General features: G+C 74.1%; 24 protein-coding genes. 12 read left to right on the forward strand and 12 right to left on the reverse strand.

The genetic code is table 11. From position 1 onward, the window contains the following. Positions 1 to 4: 4 nt before the first annotated feature. From RGQ06_RS03230 to cobT, 10 genes are read left to right on the forward strand one after another with little or no spacing between them, the layout of a single operon-like run. On the forward strand, positions 5 to 1129 hold the full coding sequence (locus RGQ06_RS03230; RefSeq protein WP_432429325.1) for a FecCD family ABC transporter permease: 1125 nt from the start codon (positions 5 to 7) through the stop codon (positions 1127 to 1129). Next, a complete protein-coding gene (locus RGQ06_RS03235) occupies positions 1126 to 1986 on the forward strand; it encodes an ABC transporter ATP-binding protein (RefSeq protein WP_432429324.1) in 861 nt (286 codons plus the stop codon). Before RGQ06_RS03230 ends, RGQ06_RS03235 begins: the two co-directional genes overlap by 4 nt. Beyond that, positions 1983 to 2561 carry a cob(I)yrinic acid a,c-diamide adenosyltransferase gene (gene cobO, locus RGQ06_RS03240; protein WP_432429323.1) on the forward strand — a complete coding sequence of 193 codons (579 nt, stop codon included), beginning with the start codon at positions 1983 to 1985 and terminating at the stop codon, positions 2559 to 2561. The genes RGQ06_RS03235 and cobO overlap by 4 nt, the downstream gene beginning before the upstream one ends. After that, on the forward strand, positions 2562 to 4091 hold the full coding sequence (locus RGQ06_RS03245) for a cobyric acid synthase (RefSeq protein ID WP_432429322.1): 1530 nt from the start codon (positions 2562 to 2564) through the stop codon (positions 4089 to 4091). Further along, positions 4088 to 4765, forward strand: coding sequence for an adenosylcobinamide amidohydrolase (locus tag RGQ06_RS03250; protein WP_432429321.1), 678 nt, complete (start codon positions 4088 to 4090; stop codon positions 4763 to 4765). Before RGQ06_RS03245 ends, RGQ06_RS03250 begins: the two co-directional genes overlap by 4 nt. Further along, a complete protein-coding gene (locus tag RGQ06_RS03255; protein ID WP_432429320.1) occupies positions 4762 to 5286 on the forward strand; it encodes a bifunctional adenosylcobinamide kinase/adenosylcobinamide-phosphate guanylyltransferase in 525 nt (174 codons plus the stop codon). The genes RGQ06_RS03250 and RGQ06_RS03255 overlap by 4 nt, the downstream gene beginning before the upstream one ends. After that, the gene (locus tag RGQ06_RS03260; protein ID WP_432429319.1) at positions 5280 to 5978 is read left to right on the forward strand and encodes an adenosylcobinamide-GDP ribazoletransferase; all 699 of its coding nucleotides are present in this window, start codon (positions 5280 to 5282) and stop codon (positions 5976 to 5978) included. Before RGQ06_RS03255 ends, RGQ06_RS03260 begins: the two co-directional genes overlap by 7 nt. Beyond that, entirely contained in the window at positions 5975 to 6901 is a 927-nt protein-coding gene (locus RGQ06_RS03265) for a cobalamin biosynthesis protein CobD/CbiB (protein ID WP_432429318.1), read from the forward strand. Before RGQ06_RS03260 ends, RGQ06_RS03265 begins: the two co-directional genes overlap by 4 nt. Continuing rightward, entirely contained in the window at positions 6898 to 7824 is a 927-nt protein-coding gene (locus RGQ06_RS03270) for an aminotransferase class I/II-fold pyridoxal phosphate-dependent enzyme (RefSeq protein WP_432429317.1), read from the forward strand. The genes RGQ06_RS03265 and RGQ06_RS03270 overlap by 4 nt, the downstream gene beginning before the upstream one ends. After that, positions 7821 to 8891 (forward strand): nicotinate-nucleotide--dimethylbenzimidazole phosphoribosyltransferase, encoded by a 1071-nt coding sequence (gene cobT, locus RGQ06_RS03275; protein WP_432429316.1) that lies wholly within the window; start codon positions 7821 to 7823, stop codon positions 8889 to 8891. The genes RGQ06_RS03270 and cobT overlap by 4 nt, the downstream gene beginning before the upstream one ends. Positions 8892 to 8903: 12 nt before the next feature. Here the strand turns inward: cobT and RGQ06_RS03280 are convergent, their stop codons facing one another. Further along, positions 8904 to 10094: a carboxylate-amine ligase gene (locus tag RGQ06_RS03280; RefSeq protein ID WP_432429315.1), complete on the reverse strand. Its 1191-nt coding sequence runs from the start codon at positions 10092 to 10094 to the stop codon at positions 8904 to 8906. Positions 10095 to 10179: 85 nt separating this feature from the next. On the opposite strand from RGQ06_RS03280, the gene RGQ06_RS03285 reads away from it, so the two are divergent. Then, a complete protein-coding gene (locus RGQ06_RS03285) occupies positions 10180 to 10917 on the forward strand; it encodes a gamma-glutamyl-gamma-aminobutyrate hydrolase family protein (protein WP_432429314.1) in 738 nt (245 codons plus the stop codon). Next, positions 10914 to 11870, forward strand: a complete 957-nt coding sequence (locus RGQ06_RS03290) for a hypothetical protein (protein WP_432429313.1) — start codon at positions 10914 to 10916, stop codon at positions 11868 to 11870. Before RGQ06_RS03285 ends, RGQ06_RS03290 begins: the two co-directional genes overlap by 4 nt. A gap of 52 nt (positions 11871 to 11922) precedes the next feature. Here RGQ06_RS03290 and folE read toward each other — a convergent pair whose 3' ends face one another. The 11 genes from folE to RGQ06_RS03345 form a co-directional block, all read right to left on the reverse strand. Continuing rightward, a complete protein-coding gene (gene folE, locus RGQ06_RS03295) occupies positions 11923 to 12537 on the reverse strand; it encodes a GTP cyclohydrolase I FolE (RefSeq protein WP_432429312.1) in 615 nt (204 codons plus the stop codon). Next, positions 12534 to 14549 (reverse strand): ATP-dependent zinc metalloprotease FtsH, encoded by a 2016-nt coding sequence (ftsH, locus tag RGQ06_RS03300; RefSeq protein ID WP_432429311.1) that lies wholly within the window; start codon positions 14547 to 14549, stop codon positions 12534 to 12536. Before ftsH ends, folE begins: the two co-directional genes overlap by 4 nt. Positions 14550 to 14598: 49 nt before the next feature. After that, positions 14599 to 15141: a hypoxanthine phosphoribosyltransferase gene (gene hpt, locus RGQ06_RS03305; RefSeq protein WP_432429310.1), complete on the reverse strand. Its 543-nt coding sequence runs from the start codon at positions 15139 to 15141 to the stop codon at positions 14599 to 14601. Between the two features lie 11 nt (positions 15142 to 15152). Next, on the reverse strand, positions 15153 to 16040 hold the full coding sequence (tilS, locus tag RGQ06_RS03310) for a tRNA lysidine(34) synthetase TilS (RefSeq protein ID WP_432429309.1): 888 nt from the start codon (positions 16038 to 16040) through the stop codon (positions 15153 to 15155). A 6-nt stretch (positions 16041 to 16046) separates the two neighbouring features. Then, entirely contained in the window at positions 16047 to 16799 is a 753-nt protein-coding gene (locus RGQ06_RS03315) for a response regulator transcription factor (protein WP_432429308.1), read from the reverse strand. A gap of 79 nt (positions 16800 to 16878) precedes the next feature. Then, positions 16879 to 17970, reverse strand: a complete 1092-nt coding sequence (locus RGQ06_RS03320) for a zinc-dependent metalloprotease (RefSeq protein ID WP_432429307.1) — start codon at positions 17968 to 17970, stop codon at positions 16879 to 16881. Beyond that, a complete protein-coding gene (locus RGQ06_RS03325; RefSeq protein WP_432429306.1) occupies positions 17963 to 18106 on the reverse strand; it encodes a hypothetical protein in 144 nt (47 codons plus the stop codon). Before RGQ06_RS03325 ends, RGQ06_RS03320 begins: the two co-directional genes overlap by 8 nt. Before the next feature lie 55 nt (positions 18107 to 18161). After that, on the reverse strand, positions 18162 to 18404 hold the full coding sequence (gene rsrA, locus RGQ06_RS03330) for a mycothiol system anti-sigma-R factor (RefSeq protein ID WP_432429305.1): 243 nt from the start codon (positions 18402 to 18404) through the stop codon (positions 18162 to 18164). 18 nt (positions 18405 to 18422) lie between these two features. Next, positions 18423 to 19028 carry a sigma-70 family RNA polymerase sigma factor gene (locus RGQ06_RS03335; RefSeq protein WP_432429304.1) on the reverse strand — a complete coding sequence of 202 codons (606 nt, stop codon included), beginning with the start codon at positions 19026 to 19028 and terminating at the stop codon, positions 18423 to 18425. A 46-nt stretch (positions 19029 to 19074) separates the two neighbouring features. Next, positions 19075 to 19749, reverse strand: a complete 675-nt coding sequence (locus tag RGQ06_RS03340; RefSeq protein ID WP_432429303.1) for a class F sortase — start codon at positions 19747 to 19749, stop codon at positions 19075 to 19077. 1 nt (position 19750) lies between these two features. After that, entirely contained in the window at positions 19751 to 20557 is an 807-nt protein-coding gene (locus tag RGQ06_RS03345; protein ID WP_432429302.1) for a DUF4397 domain-containing protein, read from the reverse strand. Positions 20558 to 20591 lie beyond the last annotated feature (34 nt).

Genomic DNA, 20591 nt, shown 5'->3' on the forward strand with positions numbered 1-20591 from the left:
GGTCATGACGACGGCGACCGACGGTCCGGGTCTCACCACCGGCCCGTCGGTCGCGCCCGTCGAACCGCCGGACGGTGACGACATCGTCGGGACGCTGCCCGCAGCGACCGACCTGTCCCCGAGGTGGCTGCTGGCCGGCCTGGCCGCAGTGGCCGTCGCCACGGTCGTCGGCATCGCCACGGGTCCCGTCTCGTTGCCCCTGCACCGGGTCGCCGTCGAGCTGCTCGACCACCTGCCCTTCGTGTCGCTCGACTCCGGGCTGTCCGACACCCAACGAGCGATCGTGTGGGAGATACGCACCCCTCGCGTCGTGCTCGGCCTGCTCGTGGGTGCGCTGCTCGCCGGCTCGGGTGCGGGCTACCAGGGGGTGTTCCGCAACCCGCTCGCCGACCCCTACCTGCTCGGCATCGCCGCCGGCGCCGGCCTGGGCGCCACCCTGGCGATCGTCACCGGTGCCGGTGACGGCGTCGGCGCCTTCGACGCCATCCCGATGTTCGCCTTCATCGGCGCCCTCGTGGCCGTGGCGATGGCCGCCGCGCTCAGCGTGCGGCGCGACGGATCCGGTGGGCCGGCGACCCTGATCCTGGCGGGCGTCGCCGTGGCGGCGTTCTTCACCGCAGCGCAGACCTACGTGCAGCAGCGCCACGCCGAGACCCTCCGCCAGGTCTACGCCTGGATCCTCGGCCGGCTCTCGACGAGCGGCTGGGACGAGGTCCTCCTGCTCCTCCCCTACGCGCTGGTCTGCGGCGCCGTCCTCGTGCTGGCGGTCGGCGCGCTCGACGTCCTCGCGGTCGGCGACGACGAGGCCCAGGCCCTCGGCCTCCACCCGCGACGCATCCGCATGGCCGTCCTCGTCGCCGCCTCGCTGGCGACCGCCGCCGCCGTGGCGGTCAGCGGGCTGATCGGCTTCGTGGGCCTCGTGGTCCCCCACGGCGTCCGCCTGGTCGCCGGCGTCAGCAACCGCCGCGTCATCCCCCTCTCGTTCCTGTTCGGCGGCGCCTTCCTGGCGCTGGCTGACGTGCTCGCCCGCACGGTGCAGGCGCCAGCCGAGCTGCCGATCGGCGTCATCACCGCTTTCGTCGGGGCACCGTTCTTCCTGTGGATCCTCCGCTCGAGGTCGATGGCATGAGCACGCATCCGGCCATCTCGTGGCGCGCCGTCGGCGTCGAGCTCGGCGGGGCGCCCGTCGTGCGCGACATCAGCCTGGACGTCCCGGCCGGGTCGTGGCTGTCGCTCATCGGCCCGAACGGCGCCGGCAAGACCACGCTGGTGCGCACGCTCGGCGGCACGGTCGACCACGCCGGCGACGTCGAGCTGCTCGGCCGCGACGGGCGGGACCTCAGCGTGCGCGACCGGGCCCGCCAGCTCGCGGTCGTCCCGCAGCACCCGGTGATCCCACCCGGCATGCGGGTGTTCGACTACGTCCTGCTCGGGCGCGCTCCCCACCAGGGCCTCCGGTGCGCCTCGTCGCTCCAGGACCGTCGCCGGTCCCTCGCGGTGCTGCAGCGCCTGGGGCTGGAGGACTTCGCCGACAGACGCGTCGACACGCTCTCGGGCGGTGAGCGCCAGCGAGTGGTGCTGGCTCGCGCCCTGGTCCAGGACACCCCCGTGCTCGTCCTCGACGAGCCGACCGCGGCGCTCGACGTGGGCCACCAGCTCGAGGTGCTCGAGCTGATCGCCGACCTGCGCACCGAGCGCGAGCTGACCATCGTCACGACCGTCCACGACCTCACCGTGGCCGGCCAGTTCGCCGACCTCGTCGCCGTGCTGGCCGACGGGTGCCTCGTCGCCGCCGGCACCCCCCGGGAGGTCCTCACGCCGGACGTGATCGGCGCCCACTGGGGCGTGGAGGCCAGCTGCGACGTCGATGCCGAGGACGGCTCGGTGACCGTGACCGTCCGCCGGCGCAAGGAGCAGCGCCGCCGGCCAGCGACGCCCGCCACCACCGAGCTCGCACCGCACGCCACCGAGGAGGACCACCGATGAGCGACACCCCCACCGACGCACCCCCCACCGAGCACCAGGAACCGCCGGAGCTGCGGCGCGCCGACTCCCTCGTGCTCGTGAACACCGGCAACGGCAAGGGCAAGTCCACCGCGGCCTTCGGCACCATGATCCGCTCGGTCGCTCGGGGTTGGCCGGTCGCCGTCGTGCAGTTCCTGAAGTCGGGCAAGTGGAACACGGGGGAGGAGAAGGTGGCCCGTGACCTCGGCGTCGAGTGGTTCGCCATCGGCGAGGGCTTCACCTGGGACAGCGAGGACCTGAGCCGAGACGAGGCCGTCGCCCGCGAGGCGTGGCGACAGGCGGCGTCGCTGCTCTCCTCGGGCACCCACCGCCTGGTCGTGCTCGACGAGATCACGTACCCGATGAACTGGGGGTGGTTCGACACCGACGAGGTGGTCGCTGCCATCCGGGACCGGTCGCCGAAGGTCAACGTCATCTGCACCGGCCGCGACGCACCGGAGCCGCTGCTCGAGCTGGCCGACACGGCCACCGAGATGCGGGTCCTCAAGCACGCGTACCAGTCGGGCATCCGGGCGATGAAGGGCATCGACTACTAGATGGGCGCGTCGCCCCGCGGGGCGCTCCTCGTGGTCGGCGCCACGAGCGGCGCGGGGAAGTCGACCGTGACCGCCGGCCTGTGCCGCTGGTTCGCCCGGACGGGTGCGACGGTGGCGCCGTTCAAGGCCCAGAACATGTCCAACCACTCGGCGGTGTCGGTCGACGGCGGCGAGGTCGGTCGAGCCCAGGCGATGCAGGCGGCCGCCGCCGGCGTCGATGTCGAGTCGGCCATGAACCCGATCCTGCTGAAGCCCTCGAGCGCGACCGGCAGCCACGTCGTCGTGCTCGGCACGGAGGTGGGGACCACCGACGCCGCCGGCTGGGGGGCGCGCACCGACGAGCTGCGGCCGGTCGTGCTCGATGCCCTCACGTCGCTGCGCCGGCGCTTCGACGTGGTCGTGGCCGAAGGTGCCGGCGGTGCGGCGGAGATCAACCTGCTCGACCGGGATCTGGTCAACCTCCCCCTGGCCCGTGCCGCCGGGATGCCCGCCGTGCTGGTGGTCGACATCGAGCGCGGCGGCGCCTTCGCCGCGGCCCACGGCACGATCGGCCTGTTGCCGCCGCACCTCGCCGGCTGCATCGGCGGCATCGTCCTGAACCGCTTCCGGGGCGACCCGGCGCTCCTCGGTGACGGTCTCGCCGACCTCGAGGCTCGCACCGGCGTCCCGGTGCTCGGCGTGCTGCCCCACCTCGGGCCCGGGGCGCTGCTGGGGACCGAGGACTCGCTGGACGTGGGCACGGTCGTCGACCCCGAGCGGACCGGTTCGGACGACCCCGTGCGCGTGGCCGCCGTGCACCTCCCCCACCTCGCCAACCCGTCGGACCTCGACCCCCTCGTCGCCGAGCCCGACGTCGTCGTGCGATGGGTCCGACGACCGGGCGAGCTGGCTGATGCCGACCTGGTCGTGGTGCCCGGCAGCCGGGCGACCGTCGACGACCTTGCGTGGCTCCGCCGGACGGGCATGGCAGCGGCGCTGGTGGCTGCCGCCGGACGCGGCACCGACGTCGTCGGCATCTGCGCCGGCCAGCAGGTGCTCGGGACGCGGATCACCGACGAGGTCGAGTCCGGCGCCGGCACGGTTGACGGGCTCGGCCTGCTGGAGGTGGAGACCGTGTTCGAGCGGGACAAGGTGGTGCGCCGGCGGACGGGCCGCACCGTCGACGGGCACGCCCAGGTCGCCGGCTACCAGATCCACCTGGGCCGAGCGTGGGGCGACGGGCCGTGGTTGGCGCTCGACCCGGTCGACCCCGGCGGCCCGGCGGAGCGCGAGGGCTCCCGGTCGGCCGACGGGCGCGTGCGCGGGACGAGCCTGCACGGCCTGTTCGACGCCGACGGCGTCCGCGCTGGCCTCTCCGACGTGGCCGAACGACGGGGAAGGACCTTCGCCCCGCACCCCGTGCCCTTCGCCGACCGGCTCGAGGCCCAGCACGACCGGATGGCCGACTGGATCGGCGAGCACCTGGACACCGCCGCCGTGAGCGACCTCACCGCCGGCGCAGCGGCCCCCGGCTCGGAGCCGGGCTGGTGACCGAGGTCGGCCGCCACCTGGCCCGTCCCGCTCGGGTCGACGTCGTCGACCTGCCGGACGCTGCCGGCGCCCGTGCGGCCTGCAGCTGGGTGTTCGACGGCCCACGGGCGGCGCTGTCCTCGGCACCGGTCGGCGGCGGCAGCGCCGCGATCGACTGGCTGCTGAACATCGGGGTGCCGGCCGGCTACGACCGCACCGACCTCGACGACCACGCCCGCGACATCGCGACCCGGCTCGGCCTGGTCGGCACCGGGGCGGCGATGCTCACCGCCGTCGATGTGCACCGCGCCGTGCGGGCCGCCGACGGCGACGTGGTGGTCGACGCCACGGTCGGCGTGACCAAGCCGACGTGGGCCGCCGACGTCGACGGCTCCCACGGGCACCGCACCGACGGCGGCTGGGTGCCCGGCACGATCAACATCGTCGTCCAGGTCCCGGTGGCGCTGTCCCCGGCGGCCGCCGTGAACGCCGTGATCACGGCCACCGAGGCCAAGGCCCAGGCCCTGCAGGAGGCCGGCGTGCCCGGCACCGGCACGGCCAGCGACGCCGTCACCGTCGTCTGGCCGCCCGCCGTCCCGGTCGAGCCCTTCGCCGGACCCCGGTCCACCTGGGGCGCCCGCATCGGCCGCGCCGTGCACGCCGCGGTGCGGGACGGGCTGGAGCGGCACCCGTGATCGTGCTCGTCCTCGGGGGGACGCGCTCGGGCAAGTCGGCCGTCGCCGAGTCGATGGCGGCGCGCCTGGCCGGACCCCACGCTGCCGTGACCTACGTGGCCACCGCTCGCCTCGACCCCGCCGACGCCGACCACGCCGCTCGCATCGAGGCCCACCGGGCCCGGCGCCCGGCCGCGTGGACGACCGTGGAGTGCACGACCCCGACCGATCTCCCAGGCGTGCTGCGAGGCACTGACGGCGTCGTGCTCCTCGACTCCCTCGGGACGTGGGCCACCGGCCACCCCGACCTCGATCCGGACCCGGGTCCGCTGGTCGACGCCCTGCGGGCGCGCGCCGGCACGACGATCGTGGTCGGCGAGGAGGTCGGCCTCGCCCCGCACGCGCCCACGGAGCTCGGTCGCCGCTTCGCCGATGCCCTCGGGCAGGTCAACCAGGCCGTGTCCGCCGTGGCCGACCACGCCCTGCTCGTCGTGGCCGGCCGCGCGATCAGCCTGCCGGAGCCGGGCGAGCTGCCGTGCTGAGCGCCCTCGGGTTCCTCACGGTCTTCGGCGGTGCCCGGACACCGGACCGCACCACGTTCCTGTTCTTCCCCGTCGTCGGCGCGCTCATCGGCGCCGCCCTCGCCGGGGTCTGGCTCGTGTCGGTCGAGCTGTGGTCGCCCGGCGTCGCCGCCGTGCTCGTCGTGGCCGCCGACCTCGCCATCACCGGGATGCTCCACGCCGACGGGCTGGCCGACACCGCCGACGGGCTCCTCCCCCACCTCGAACGGGACCGGCGCCTCGCGGTGATGGCCGCCCCCGACGTGGGCGCCTTCGCCCTCGCAGTCGTCCCCGTGGTGCTGCTGGCCCGGTGGGCTGCGCTCGCCACCGATCTGGTCGAGCCCCTCTCGCTCATCGCCGTGTGGGCGGCGAGCCGCACGGTGCTCGCCGTCGTCCCGTCGCTGGTGCCCTACGCCCGGGACGCCGGCCTCGCCTCGGCGATGGTGCCCGGCGCCCGCCGGTGGACGGCCCTGTGGCTGGTGCCGGTCGCCGGCGTGCTGGTGGTGGCGCAGGGGACCACCGGGGCCGTCGCCCTCGTCGCCTTGCTCGCCACCGTCACCGGCGTCGTCCTGCTCGCCCGACGTCGCATCGGCGGGTTCACCGGCGACGTGCTCGGCGCGTGCGCCGTGCTCGCCGAGACCGTTGCGCTGCTCGCCCTGGCGGCCCGACCGTGAGGCGACCGAGCTTCTCGGCCCGGGCTCGGGGCACCGCGCTCGGCCTGGTGCTGGCCCAGGTCGTGCCCCCGATGCCCGACCGGGCCCACCCCGTTGCCCGGTTCGGCACGGCCATGACCGAGGTCGAGGAGGTGCTCTGGGCCGACGACCGCCGCGCCGGCGTCCGCTACGCGGTCGCTGGTGCCGCGCTCGGCGCGGTGGGCGGCCGCCTGCTCGGCTCCACCGCGGCTGCGGTGTCGGTGACCACCGCCGGCCGTCAGCTGCGAGACGTGGCAGCCGGCATCGGCGCCCACCTCGAAGCCGGCGACCTCGAGGCCGCCCGGGCCGCCCTCCCGTCGCTGGTCGGGCGCGATCCGACCGAGCTGGACGAGTCCGGTGTGGCGGCTGCGGTCATCGAGTCGGTGGCCGAGAACATGGTCGATGCCGTGTACGCGCCGGCGCTGTGGGCCTTCGCAGGCGGTGCGGCCGGCACCGGTTGCTACCGGGCGCTCAACACGATGGATGCCATGGTCGGCCACCGCAGCGAGCGCTACGAGCGCTTCGGCTGGGCCGCCGCCCGGGCCGACGACCTGGCCAACCTCGTGCCCGCGCGGCTGCTCGCCCTGTGCACGGTGGCCCTCGCCCCGACCGAGCGTCGAGCAGCCACCGTCCGCGCCATCCGCGACGACGCCCCCGCCCACCCGTCACCGAACGCCGGCGTGGCCGAGGCCGCCTTCGCCGGCGCGCTCGGCGTGTCCCTCGGCGGTCCGCTGCGCTACGGCGATCGGGTCGAAGACCGCCCCACGCTGGGCTCCGGCGACCGCCCCGTCGCCGCCGACATCGCCCGCGCCGTCCGCCTCGCCGAACGGGCCGAGCTGGTGCTCATCGGCGCGCTCGGCGCGGTCGGGCTCCTCGCCATCCGACCCCGGCGGCGGCGCCGGTGACCGGCACCCCCGCCCCCGGCCCCCACGGCGGGGACGTCGACCGGGTCGCCGCTGCGCTCGGCCGACCGGTCGAGGAGCTGCTCGACCTGTCCGCCAGCCTCAACCCCCTCGCACCCGACGTCCGGCCCGTGCTGCGCGCCGCCCTCGACGGGGTCGGTCGCTACCCCGACGACGCCCGCGCCACCGCTGCGCTCGCCGAGGCCATCGGCGTGGATCCGGCGCGGCTCGTCCTCACCAACGGCGGTGCGGAGGCCATCGCGCTCGTGGCCCGGCTCCGGCCGGTCGGCTGGGCCGAGGAGTGCGACTTCTCGCTGTACCGGCGCCACCTGGCGCGCCTCGACCCGGCCGGGCCGCGCTGGCGCTCGGACCCGCACAACCCCACTGGCCGTCTCGCCGCGCCCGACGACGTGGCCGACGTCCGCGACGAGGCCTTCTACCTGCTGGCCACGGCCTCCTGGACCCGGGGCGACCCCGGGGTCACCGCGCTCGGCTCGCTGACCAAGGCGTGGGCGATCCCGGGCATCCGCATCGGCTACGTGGTGGCCCGCGACGACGCCGAGGCCGACGCCCTCCGGGGTCTGCGGCCGCGCTGGTCGGTCAACGGCCTGGTGTGCGCCGCCCTCCCTGCGCTGCTCGACCTGGCCGATCCCAGCGGGTGGCGAGCAGGCATCGCCCAGCTCCGGTCCCAGCTCCACGACGTGCTGGTCCGCCACGACCTCGCCCCCGAGCCCAGCGACTCCCCCTACGTGTGGGTGCCGGGGGCCGCCGGCCTGCGCGACCGGCTGCTGGCCGAGGGCGTCGTCGTCCGCCACGGCGGGACCTTCGGGCACCCGGATGCCGTCCGCATCGCCGTCCCCGACGCCGACGGCCTCGAGCGGCTCGAGCGCGCCCTGTCCGCCACCGACCACCGGAGCGACCCGTGAGCCCCGAGCTGCTCGACCACCTGCGACAGCGGATCACCGCGCCGGCCGACGACGCCGAGCGAGCGGCGGCCGCTCGCTCGGCCGCCGCGCGCTGGAGCACCCGGGCCAAGCCCCCTGGTTCCCTCGGCCGCCTCGAAGACGTCGCCGTCCGCATCGCCGGCATCACCGGCGTCTGCCCGCCGGCCGTTCCCGCGCAGCCAGCGGTCGTCGTGTTCGCCGGCGACCACGGCGTGGTCGCCGACGGGGCCAGCGCGTGGCCGAGCGAGATCACCGGCGCCATGGTGCGGACGATGGCCGCGGGCGGCGCGGCCATCAACGCCTTCGCCGCCCAGGCCGGCGCCTCGGTGACGGTGGTGGACGTCGGCGTGTCGTCCGACCTGCGCGACCTGCATGCCCTCGGTCGGGCCGACGTGCTCGACCGCCGGGTGCGGGCCGGCACCGACAGCATCGCGACTGGTCCGGCGATGAGCCGGGCCCACGCGCTGGCGGCGGTCGCGGTCGGCGCGGCGGTGGCGGGCGCGCACGTGGATGCCGGCGCTGACCTGCTCGTCGGCGGCGACATGGGCATCGGCAACACGACCGCGTCGGTGGCCCTGATCGCCTGTCTCACCGGCCAGGACCCCGAACCGCTCGTCGGCCCGGGCGCCGGCCTGCCCGCCGACGGCCTCGGGCACAAGCAGCGGCTGGTCCGCACCGCGGTCGACCGGGCGCGCGACCTCGACGATCCGGTCGACGTGCTCGCCGACGTGGGCGGGCTGGAGATCGCCGCGCTCGCCGGCCTCCACCTGGCCGCCGCCGCCCGCCGGGTGCCCACCATCGTCGACGGCGTCATCGGCGGCGCCGCCCTGTGCGTGGCCGAGGCCATCGCGCCCGGGACCGCGGCCCACGTCGTCGGCGGGCACCGCTCGACCGAGCCGGCCGCCACCGCGGCGCTGGCCCACCTCGGCCTCGAGCCCCTGCTGGCGCTGGACCTCCGCCTCGGCGAGGGCACCGGGGCGTGCCTGGCGATCCCGCTGGTGCAGGCCGCCTGCCGCGCGCTGCGCGACCTGGCCGACCTCCCGGGCTGATGGGCTGCCGGGTCAGCGCATCCGGTCGAGGACCATGTCGATGACCGGGCCGCCCGAGGTCTCCTCGGCTCGGGTCAGGCGCTGGGCGCTGGCGCCCGTGCCCCGGGAGATGAGCTGCTGCACCAGCTCGGTCACGACCTCGTCGTCCCGGTAGTGCTCGAGGCCCGGGCGGGCCATGTCGAGGAGGGAGCGGACCACGTCCTCGGCCGGCCGCTGGGCCATGGCCGCCAGGTCCACCAGGTCGCGGCGCATGCCGTAGCGGGCGGCGTGCCACACCGCGGCGCGCTGGACGTGGCGGCTCGGGACGGGCGGGAGGGTCTCCGGCGCGTTCAGCGCGGTCCAGCACAGGGCCCGGATGAGCCCGGTCACGGCGACGACGTCGTCGACGTAGAGGAACGTGTCGCACACCCGGAACTCGACGGTCGGGTGGCGCAGGGACGGGCGCACCCACCAGTAGAGGTGGGTCTCGTCCTCGATGGCGCCGACCGTGATCAGGTCGTCGATGATCCCCTGCAGCTCCTCCGGTGACGAGATGGACGGCGGCATGCCCGACGTCGGCCAGCGCGACCAGATCACCGTGCGGTAGCTGGCGTAGCCGGTGTCCTCCGCCTGCCAGTACGGCGAGTTCGTGGACATGGCGAGCAGGGTCGGCAGCCAAGCACCCGCCGCGGCCAGGACCGCGACGCGATCGTCGGGGTCGGAGATGCCGACGTGGACGTGGCACCCGCAGATGACGTGCTCGCGGGCGAGGAGCCGGAAGCGGTCCTCCATGACCTCGTAGCGCTCCTCATCGGTGTCGACGGCCTGGTGGCGCCAGCTCGAGAACGGGTGGGTGGCCACCGCGGCAGCGGCCAGGCCCAGCTCGTCACCCGCGGTGCGGAGGCGATCGCGCTTGGCGACGACCTCGTCGCGCAGCGACGCCAGGTCGGTGCACACGGGGGTGTCGACCTCGACCTGGCAGCGGTTCAGCTCGGCGCTGACGTGCTCGCCGAGATCGCCGACCTCGGCGATGAGCTCATGGCCGCGGGGGACGAGCTCGCGCGTCTCGCGGTCGACGACGAGGAACTCCTCCTCCACCCCGAGCGTCTCGGTGACCTCCAGGCCGCCTGTGGTGGTGCGGGTCGCCGGGCGAACGGGCGGCGTCGAACGGTCGGTGAGCTGCGACGCGCGGCCGTTGGCGGGCTGCGGGGAGGACGTGAGCATCGGGGATTCCTTCCCGGTGGGTCGGCGGCGTAGGACTCGTCCGGACCGGCGTCTGGCCGGCGGCCCATCCGGATACGGTCGGCCCGTGCCCCCGCTCGTCGGCATCACCAGCTCCCCCGCGCTCCGGCGGTCCCCCGTCCTCGAGGTCGACCGTTCCCTCACCACCCTGGACCGCGCCTACGTCGACGCCGTCACCGATGCCGAGGGCGCGGCGATCATCCTGCCGGTGCAGTCGCCCGGCAACGCGGCGGTCTCGGTCGAGCACCTCGACGCCCTCGTCCTGTCCGGCGGCGGCGACGTGGCACCGGAGCGCTACGGCGCCACCCGCCACGCAGCCGTGGGCGGCGTCGACGAGGCGCGGGATGCCTGGGAGGTGGCCCTCATCGCCCAGGCCCGACGGCGGGGCATCCCGATCCTGGCCATCTGCCGCGGCGTGCAGATCCTCAACGTCGCCCTCGGCGGCACGCTCATCCAGCACCTGCCCGAGCACGACGACGGCAACCCCCACCTCGTGCCCGGCGCGTTCGACGGGCCGAGCCACCACGTCCGGATCACGCCCGGCTCCACGATGGCCGAGGTCCTCGACACCGAGGCCATCGACGTGAACACCCTCCACCACCAGGCCATCGACCGCTGCGCCGACGACCTCGCCGTCGTGGGTTGCGACGAGCACGGCATCATCGAGGCCGTCGAGCACCCGGAGCAGCCGATCCTGGGCGTCCAGTGGCACCCGGAGCTGATCACCCACGTGGACCCGCACCACCGCCTCTTCTCCTGGCTCGTCCAGCAGGCCGGAGGCGACGACCACCGCTCGGCCCGGTGAGCGCGCTCCCGCCCCCCGAGGGCTACGACGACTGCAACGAGTACACCCGGATCATCATCGACGAGGCCCTCGCCCGCCGGATCCGGGTCGTCGTCCTCGACCCCGACATCGGCGAGCTGGCGCTGACCCACGACGGCCGCACCCGCACCGTCATCCAGTCGCTCAGCGAGCTGACCTCCGCCATCGCGTTCCGGCGCTGCGACGACAAGGCCATGACGCGACGGGTCCTCACGGCAGCCGACCTGCCCGTGCCGCCCGGGCGGATCGCCACCGACGACGACGCGGACGAGGCCTTCCTCGCCGAGCACGGCTCCATCGTCGTGAAGCCGTGCCGAGGCGAGGGCGGGGCCGGGATCTCCGTCGGCGTCCGGGATGTCGACGAGCTCCGCTCGGCCATCACCAGCGCCCGCGCCACCTGCGATCGGGTGCTGCTCGAGGCGATGGCGCCCGGCGAGGACCTGCGGGTGCTGGTCATCGACGGCGAGGTGGTGGCCGCATCGGTGCGGCGGCCCCCGACGGTCGTCGGCGACGGGAGCAGCACCGTGCGCCAGCTCGTGGAGGCCCGCAACGACCAGCGCGCCGCCGAGCTCGGGCGCAACATGGTCACGCCCCTCGACGAGATCACGGCGTCGTCCGTGCGCGCCGCCGGCCACACCCTGGACGACGTGCTCGACGAGGGCGTCGCGCTGGAGGTGCGCCGCACCGCCAACCTCCACACCGGCGGCACCATCCACGACATGACGCCGTGCCTGCACCCGACTCTGGCCGACGCCGCGGTCCGCGCCGCCGCCGCGCTCGACATCCCCGTGGCCGGCATCGACCTGATGGTGCCCAGCCCCGAGGGACCCGAGCACGTGTTCATCGAGGTGAACGAGCAGCCCGGCCTGGCCAACCACGAGCCCCAGCCCACGGCGCAGCGCTACCTCGACCTGCTCTTCCCCGCCACCGCCTGAGGAGATCTCGTCCCGGCGTCGCACCTGGTGTGACGCGATGACGACAGAAGCCCTACATGTCGATGAGGCGCATCGCTTCGTAGCGGGTGGCGGTGTTGGAGCGGAACAGGCCGCGGACCGCGGAGGTCACCGTGGTGGTGCCGGCCTTGCGCACGCCGCGCATCGACATGCAGAGGTGCTCGGCCTGCACGACGACGAGCACGCCCCGGGGGTTGAGCACGCGCTCGAGCGCATCGGCGATCTGCACCGTGAGGCGCTCCTGGACCTGGGGCCGGCGGGCGTAGACGTCGGCCAGGCGAGCGAGCTTGGAGAGCCCGGTGATGCGACCGTCCTCGCCCGGGATGTAGGCGATGTGGGCCTTTCCGATGAAGGGGATCAGGTGGTGCTCGCACGCCGAGTAGATCGGGATGTCGCGCACCATGACCATCTCGTCGTGGTCGGCCTCGAAGGTGGTCTTGAGGTGCTTCTCCGGCGTGTCGTGCAGCCCGGCGAAGATCTCGGCGTACATGCGCGCGACGCGGGCCGGCGTGTCGAGGAGACCATCGCGGTCGGGGTCCTCGCCGATGGCCTCCAGGATCTCTCGGACGGCCGCGGCGATGCGGGGCTGGTCGACCTCGGGCGCGAGGTTCGGACGCTCGTCGTCGGCGTCGGCCGGGATGACGCTCACGTGCCGGATGCGCCGGGTCGGACCCGCCAGCGCGGGCGCCACCGGGGTCGGGGCGGGGCCGGACGAGCCGGCACCGCGCCGGCGTCCCCGGCCGGCGCGGCCTCGCTGGCCGTGACGGGGGCACGCTCGGGCTCGGAGGCGGGCTCCGGCTCGGGGGGCGGCGGTGGGGCGTCGGCCAGGCCGGACGCGTCGGCGTCGACCCAGGTCTCGAGGTCGCCGAAGATCTCCTGCAGCTCCTTGTCCCCCAGCGTCTCGTGCTCGAGCATCTCCTCGGCGAGCTTGTCGAGGGTGGCGCGGTAGGTGGTGAGGATGGCGCGGGCCCTGGCGTGGGCGTCGTTCACCAGCAGGCGCACCTCGGTGTCGATCGTGGCCGCCACCGAGTCGGAGTAGTTGGCCTCGTGGCCGTAGTCCTTGCCGAGGAACACCTCGCCCTGCTTGGCGCCGAGGGCGATGGGGCCGACGGCGTCGCTCATGCCGTAGGTGGTGACCATGGCCCGGGCGATGTCGGTGGCCTTGTCGATGTCGTCGGCGGCGCCGGTGGTGATGTCGCCGAACACGACCTCCTCCGCGGTGCGGCCGCCGAGGAGCATGGCGAGGCGGTCGATGAGCTCGGCCTTGGTGTGGGTGTAGCGGTCCTCGGTGGGCAGGGCGAGGGTCCAGCCCAGGGCCCGGCCGCGGGCGACGATGGAGACCTTGTGGATCGGGTCGCAGTGCTCGAGCAGGTGGCCGACCAGGGCGTGGCCGCCCTCGTGGTAGGCGGTGACCCGGCGCTCCTTGTCGGACATGACGCGGGTCTTGCGCTCGGGGCCGGCGAGCACGCGGTCGATGGCGGACTCGACGGTGTGCATGTCGATGGTGTCCGCGGATCGGCGGGCGGCCATGAGGGCGGCCTCGTTCATGAGGTTGGCCAGGTCGGCGCCGGTGAAGCCGGGCGTGCGGCGGGCGATGACCGCGGCGTCGACGTCGTCGGCGAGGGGCTTGCCCTTGGCGTGCACGTCGAGGATGGCCTTGCGGCCCTCGAGGTCGGGGCGGTCGACCACGATCTGGCGGTCGAAGCGGCCCGGGCGGAGCAGGGCCGGGTCGAGGATGTCGGGGCGGTTGGTGGCGGCGATGAGGATGACGCCGGTGTTGGCGTCGAAGCCGTCCATCTCGACGAGGAGCTGGTTGAGCGTCTGCTCCCGCTCGTCGTGGCCGCCGCCCATGCCGGCGCCGCGGTGGCGGCCGACGGCGTCGATCTCGTCGACGAACACGATGGCGGGCGCCTGGGCCTTGGCCTGCTCGAACAGGTCGCGCACCCGGGATGCACCGACGCCGACGAACATCTCGACGAAGTCGGAGCCCGAGATGGAGAAGAACGGGGCGCCGGCCTCGCCGGCCACGGCCCGGGCGAGCAGCGTCTTGCCGGTGCCGGGCGGGCCGACCAGCAGCACGCCCTTGGGGATCTTGGCGCCGATGGACTGGAACTTGGCCGGGCTCTGGAGGAACTCCTTGATCTCGTGGAGCTCCTCGACGGCCTCGTCGCACCCGGCCACGTCGTCGAAGGTGACCTTGGGCTGGTCCTTGTTCCACTGCTTGGCCTTGGCCTTGCCGAACTGCATGACCCGGCTGCCGCCGCCCTGCATGGCGTTGAGGAAGAACAGGAACAGGCCGAAGAGCAGGAGCAGGGGCAGGATGCTGAACAGCAGCGAGACCCAGATGGACTCCTGCTGCTGGTCGACCTCGATCTCGATGGCGGGCGAGGCCTCCGACATCTCCGCGGTGAGCTCGTCGACGAACTCGGCCGGGTAGGACACCTTGTACTCGGTGCCGTCGCGCAGCTCGCCCTCGACGGCGTGGCTGCGGTCCTTGATGGTGGCGGTCTCGACGTCGCCGTCAGCGACGAAGCCCCGGAACTCGTTGAGCGTGAGCTCCTCGGGATCGGACCCGGAGCGCAGGAACGAGGACGCCACGAGGGCCGCCACCAGGGCGAGTGCGACGTAGATGAGCGTTGGGCGGCGCAGCTTCTTCTTCACAGTCCGGACCACGCTACCGACCCACCCCGGGTTGTCGACATCGGACGGGCTACTCGGCGCCCTTGTAGTCGGCGATGTGGGGCAGGTTGCGGTAGCGCTCGGCGACGTCGAGGCCGTAGCCGATGACGAAGGCGGGCGGGATGCGGAAGCCGATGTAGCGCAGGTCGAGCTCGGCCTGCTGGTTGCCCTCGCGCACGAGCAGGGCGCAGACCTCGAGCGAGGCGGTGCCACGGGACTCGAACGTCTTGCGCAGGTAGCGCAGCGTGAGGCCGGAGTCCACGATGTCCTCCACGATGATCACGTGCCGGTCGTGGAGGTCGATGTCGAGGTCCTTCACGATGCGCACGACACCGGAGGAGCGGGTGCTGGCCCCGTAGGACGAGACCGCCATGAAGTCGACCTCGAGGGGGATGTCCACCGCACGGGCCAGGTCGGCCATGAAGATGAAGGCCCCCTTGAGGACCGCCACGAGGATGGGCGCCTTCCCGGCGTAGTCCCGGGCGATCTCGGCGCCGAGCTCGGTGATCCGCTCCTGGATCTGCGCTTCCGACAGGAGCACGTCGCCGATGAGGTCGTCACCCTGGGCAGCCATGCGGGCGGAACCTAGCGGTCGCCTCCGCCGGCGGGCCCATCCGCGGTCAGCCGTTGCCCCCGGCGCCGGACGCGGACGCCGCCCGCCACCTCCGTGCCGACGCCCTCGCCCCGGGCGACCGCGAGCACGCGCTGGACCGCGGCCGCGTCCGGTGGGTGCCCGCCGGGCAACCAGGTGCGGAGCCACCGCCGGACGGCGCGTCCCGCCAGTGGTCCCGGCGCGGCGGTGAGGGCACGCGCGTCGGTGGCGTCCAAGCCGGATGCCAGGTCGTCGAGGAGCTCCACGTCGGTTCGAGCCAACGCCGCGAACCGACACAGCAGGGGCACGACGTCCCGCTCGGCGACGTCGTCGAGCAGCGGCAGCACCTCGGCCCGCACGCGGTTGCGGCGGAAGCGCGGATCGTGGTTCGACGGGTCATGCACCGCGTCGAGGCCGAGCTCGGCGCAGAGGGCGCGGGTCTCGGCCCGCCGCAGCCCGAGCAGCGGGTGGTGCTCGGGACGCATCGCGGCGACGCCGTCGAGCCCCGATCCGCGGAGCAGCGCCAGCAGGACGGTCTCGGCCTGGTCGTCCGCGGTGTGGCCGTAGAGCGCATCGGGCCCGAGCAGGTCCCGGCGCGCCGAGCGCGCCCGGGCCTCCAGGTCGCCACCAGCGGGGACCTGGGTCCGCTCGGCGCGGAAGGCCGCGCCGAAGCGACGGGCCGCGTCGGCCACCACGTCGGCTTCCGCTGCGCTGCCGGGCCGGAGGCCGTGGTCGACGTGCACCGCGGTGACGCCGAGGCCGGCGTCGCAGGCCAGGATCAGCAGGGCGAGGGAGTCCGCGCCGCCGGAGACCGCGCAGGTGACAGGCCCCGCGCGCGGGAACCGGCAGCGGTCCCGGACTGCCTGGAGCGTGGCCGACACCGGAGCTCAGCCGTCGACGATGACCTGTCCGGCGCGCAGGCGTCGGAGCAGCTCGGGCACCGACTCGTGGCCCGTCTTGCGGATGATCCGGCGGAGGCTGGCGTACACGTTGGACCGGCTGACCCCGAGGTCGCCGGCCGCTGCGCTCACGGACGGCGCGGCGGCGAGGGTGCGCAGGAGGCTGCACTGCTTGTCGGTGAGGTCGCCGCCGATGTGGACGGCACCGTCGGGGCTCGGGTGGTCGTCGCGCGGTCGGGCGTGCTCGAGCCGGGACAGGCGCGGACCGGCGCGCTCGTCCCGGGGCGCGCCGGCGTCGCCGCCCCGCTGGATGCGGGCCAGCTCCGACAGCGCACCGGTCTGGGCCTTGCGCCGCTGGTCCCGCTCGGGGCCGCCGGCCACGACGTCGGCGATGGCCGCCCGGAGCTGGTCGGACGACACCGGCTTGACCAGGTAGCGCACCGCGCCCTCGATGCCGCCCCGGAGCCGGTCGTCGTCGGCGGCGAGCGCCGTCATCATCAGCACCTTCACCGAGGAGATCTGCTCGTCGAGGTGCGCCTTCAGCTGCTCGAGCACGCTCCAGCCGTCGACCTCGGGCATCATCACGTCGAGCAGCACGACATCGGGCACCTCGACCTGCACCGCAGCCAGGGCCTCGGCACCGTCGGCGGCGGTCATCACGCGGTGGCCGTCGAGCTCGAGCTGGAGCTGGGTCAGGTAGCGGATGTCGGGTTCGTCGTCGACGACCAGCACGGACGCCACAGCTGCCTCCTCCCCACGGGATGGGAGGCTCATCATGCCAAGCGACCGGGCGTCGCTGGTGGCGGAGGGGCCGGGGCGCTCAGGTGACGAGCTCGTCGGAGAGCTGCACGCGCGACACCCACTCGTGGGGTTCGCGGATCTCCGACAGCGTCGGCAGCCAGGACGGGCCGCGCCAGACGGGTTCCAGGGCGGCCTTGCCGCCGCCCAGGCGCTCGACCTCGGCGATGAAGTCCTCGCCCTGCTGGTACTGGTTGAGCTTGGCCTCCAGCCCGATGAGCCGCTGGACGAGCTTGGTGAGCCCGGTGGCCGACGCCCGCCGGTTGCGCAGCACCCGCCCGAACCGCTCGGCGGACGGGACGTGGCCTGCACCGGCACGGTCCATGGTGACGTCGCCGTGACCCTCGAGCAGGCTCATCAGCCCGCCGATCTCGTCGAGGGCGGCGCGCTGCTCGGGCCCGGCCAGCAGGTGGGTGATGCCACCCTCGGACAGCGGGCTGCGCCCGGCCCGGAGCTCGTCCGCGGTGCGCTTGAGCGCCCGCACCAGGACCATCGGGTCGAGGCCGGCCGAGGAGAGGGTGCGATCGAGCAGCCCCAGGTAGTGCTCGCGCATCCACGGCACGCCGGTGAACTGGGCCCGGTGGGTGACCTCGTGCAGGGCCAGCCAGAGGCGGAACTCGCGGGGCGGGAAGCCGAACTTCTTCTCGAGCGCCAGCACGTTCGGGCCCACGTAGTACACGAGGTCCTGATCGGTGGGCTGGCCGTCGGGGTCGTCGTCGGAGCCGCCGGCGACGAGCAGGTCGTACTGGCCGAGCACCCGCCCCGACATCCAGCCGAGGAGGAGGCCGACCTCGGCCGCAGCGGCCGCCCGCATGATCGGCACGGTGGGGCCCGACACGCGAGGGGCCATCTTCTCGGTGAGGGGGCCGAGGAGGCGCTGGAAGGAGGAGATGTTGGCCCGGACCCAACCGGCGCGGTCGGTGACCTTGCCGCGGGCCGGGCCGGCGAGGGAGTGCAGGCCCGTCTCGGCGGCGACCAGCTCCTCGGCGAGGGCGGTCAGCTCCGCGAAGTCGGGTTCCAGGGACTCCCAGTGGTACGAGTCAGCGAGCGGCTCGCGCCCTGCGGCCCGGACGGCGATGCGTTCGGCGAGGTCCCAGTCGACCAGCTCAGCCACGCGGCTGGTCGACCCCCGGGTACTGCGGCTTGACGACCTTGCGCAGGTAGAGCGCAACCGTCATGACGACAGCGGGCACGACCAGCGTGATCATGAGGATGACGGCGATCCACCAGTGCCAGATGATGGCGAGCATGGTCCGACTCTACGCCGAGGCGGGGGTCGGGCCGACATCGCCCGACCGGGATCGCTCAGCCACCGGGGTCGACGTGGTCGATGGCGTCGGCGATGCGGGACCGGAGGGACTCGGGCACCCGGTCCCGGCACTTCTGGGCGATGTACTGCTTGATCTCGGCCTCGAAGTCGAACGCCTCGAAGCAGGGCGGGCAGGCCTCGAGGTGCTCCTGGATCGCGACCCGCTTCTCGTCGGTGAGCTCACCGTCGAGGAAGTGGTAGAGCTCGTGGAGCGTCTCGCTGCAGTCGCCGTGGTCCATGGGATCTCGCAAGGTCGGTCAGCCGGCGTTGGCCGGTTCGCTCTCGTCGGGTGCGTCGTCCGTGCGCTCGGTGAGGCCCCGAGCGACGGCGAACTCGTACAACGACTTCTGGAGGGCTTTTCTTCCCCGGTGCAGGCGCGACATCACAGTGCCGATCGGGATGTCGAGGATCTCGGCGATCTCCTTGTAGGCGAAGCCCTCGACGTCGGCGAGGAGGACCGCCATGCGGAAGGTCTCCGGCAGGGACTCGAGCGCGTCCTTGACCTCGGCCTCGCTGAACAGCTCCAGCAGCTCGTCCTCGGCCGATCGGCCCGCCGTGGCGCCCTCGAGGCCCCCGAGGCGCCGGTACAGGTAGAGGTCCTCGACCTCGGCCAGGTCGGTCTCGTCCGGGCGGCGCTTCTTCGACCGGTAGATGTTGATGTAGGTGTTGGTGAGGATCCGGTAGAGCCAGGCCTTGAGGTTCGTGCCCTCCTGGAAGCCCCCGAAGCCGCGGTAGGCCTTGAGGAAGGTCTCCTGGACCAGGTCCTCGGCATCGCTCTGGTTGCGCGTCATGCGCAGGGCCGCGCCGTAGAGCGAGTCCATGAAGGGCATCGCCTGCGCTGCGAACGTCGCCTGGTCGGCCATCGGAGCCGACCCTATCCGGCCGCCCCGACGAGACCCGCGGCGGCGATCACGCCGGCACGGCGTAGGCGACCACGTTGCTCTCGTAGCTGCGCAGCGCCGGGTTGAACTCACCGCCGCAGGTGATCAGGACCAGTCGCTCCGGCACGTCCCGGGCGAACAGGTCATCGGGCAGCGCCTCCTTGTCGAAGGTCACGACCTCGGTCACCCGATACCGCTCGCTGGACCCGTCGTCGAAGGACACGGCGACCTCGTCGCCGGCGCCGAGGCGATCCAGGTACCGGAACACGCCGTCGACACCGTCGTAGGCGATGTGGGCGGCGAGCACCGCCGAGCCGGGCTCCCCCGGCGCGGCCCCGAAGCGGTACCAGCCGACCTCGTCGGCCGGCGGGATCTCCATCTCCCCGTTCGGCTCCACGCCGACCGGTTCGACCGGTGCCCCGTCGACGCCGATGACCGGGAGGGACAGGCCGATCACCGTGCGAGTCGCCGTCTGGTGCTCGGCCGGGTCGTAGCGGGCCGAGCCGAGCGGCTGGACCCGGGCAGCCAGGTCCGAGGTGGGCCGGGGCTCGGGAGCGGTCGTGACGGGTGCGGTCGTCGGCGCCGCCGTCGGTTCGACCGTCGCGCCGTCCGACGCGCCGTCGCCGGCCGGGGCGCCGCAGGCGACCCCGACCAGCAACAGCAGCAGCGCCGCCGCCGCCGTCACGCTGCGGCGGCGCTCCACGTCAGCGGACCCGGGCGGCGACGAGCCGGCGGGCGGGCACTGCAGCGGCCAGCAGGGCGATGCCGGCGAGCGCCAGCAGACCGACCGGCAGGCCGGCATCGTCGGTCACCGGGCTGTTGCCGGTGTTCACGGCCGTCGGAGCGGTGCCGAGGCCGTCGATGGTCTCGGTCAGCACGGTCAGGCTGCCCGCGTCGAGCGAGCCGACGGCGTAGACGATGAGGCTGGTGCCATCGGTGATGCCGAGGTCGGCGGGGCCGATCACGACGGGGTCGGCGGCACCGGCCGGCACGACCGAGGCGCTGATGGTGCCGACGGGGAGGTCGGCGGAGGCCTCGTTGGGGTTGGACAGGCTCGTGAAGGCGGCCTCGCCGTTCGCCAGCACGTCGACCGCGGGCGCGGCAGCCGTGTGACGGACGGTCAGACGACCCTCGCCGGCGGCGATGGCGCTGGTGTCGTTCTCGAAGACGGCCAGCGTCGGCGTGCCCTCGGCGTCGAGGTGGGCGATGATCGTGTAGTTGCCGCTCGCGGGCAGCGCCGTGTCACCAGCGTCGATGGCGACCGTGTCGGTGCCGGCGGCGTTCACCGTGAGGCCGGCGAGGGTCTGGCCGGCGAGGCCGGACAGGTCCTGGGTGTCGCCGAACTGGAAATCGGCGAACACGACCTCACCGCCGGCGACGACGTCGACCGGCGTGTCGGGGATTCCGTGGATCAGGTGGATCCGCGCGCTCTCCTGCGCGGCGCTGGGCGTGGCGAGCACGACCAGCGCAGCAGCAGCGAGCACCGCGATCCGGGTGATGAACGTTCGCATCAGGGGTTCCTCCTGGGAAGCAGGGTTTAAGTGG

The sequence above is a fragment of the Salinilacustrithrix flava genome (assembly GCF_041228405.1).
Lineage (GTDB): Bacteria > Actinomycetota > Acidimicrobiia > Acidimicrobiales > Salinilacustritrichaceae > Salinilacustrithrix > Salinilacustrithrix flava.

Coding starts and splice junctions, on each gene's coding strand:
- RGQ06_RS03230 (WP_432429325.1), top strand. CDS start 5: ATGACGACGGCGACCGACGGTCCGGGTCTCACCACCGGCCCGTCGGTC.
- RGQ06_RS03235 (WP_432429324.1), top strand. CDS start 1,126: ATGAGCACGCATCCGGCCATCTCGTGGCGCGCCGTCGGCGTCGAGCTC.
- cobO (WP_432429323.1), top strand. CDS start 1,983: ATGAGCGACACCCCCACCGACGCACCCCCCACCGAGCACCAGGAACCG.
- RGQ06_RS03245 (WP_432429322.1), top strand. CDS start 2,562: ATGGGCGCGTCGCCCCGCGGGGCGCTCCTCGTGGTCGGCGCCACGAGC.
- RGQ06_RS03280 (WP_432429315.1), bottom strand. CDS start 10,094: ATGCTCACGTCCTCCCCGCAGCCCGCCAACGGCCGCGCGTCGCAGCTC.
- hpt (WP_432429310.1), bottom strand. CDS start 15,141: ATGGCTGCCCAGGGTGACGACCTCATCGGCGACGTGCTCCTGTCGGAA.
- RGQ06_RS03325 (WP_432429306.1), bottom strand. CDS start 18,106: ATGCTCGCCATCATCTGGCACTGGTGGATCGCCGTCATCCTCATGATC.
- rsrA (WP_432429305.1), bottom strand. CDS start 18,404: ATGGACCACGGCGACTGCAGCGAGACGCTCCACGAGCTCTACCACTTC.
- RGQ06_RS03335 (WP_432429304.1), bottom strand. CDS start 19,028: ATGGCCGACCAGGCGACGTTCGCAGCGCAGGCGATGCCCTTCATGGAC.
- RGQ06_RS03345 (WP_432429302.1), bottom strand. CDS start 20,557: ATGCGAACGTTCATCACCCGGATCGCGGTGCTCGCTGCTGCTGCGCTG.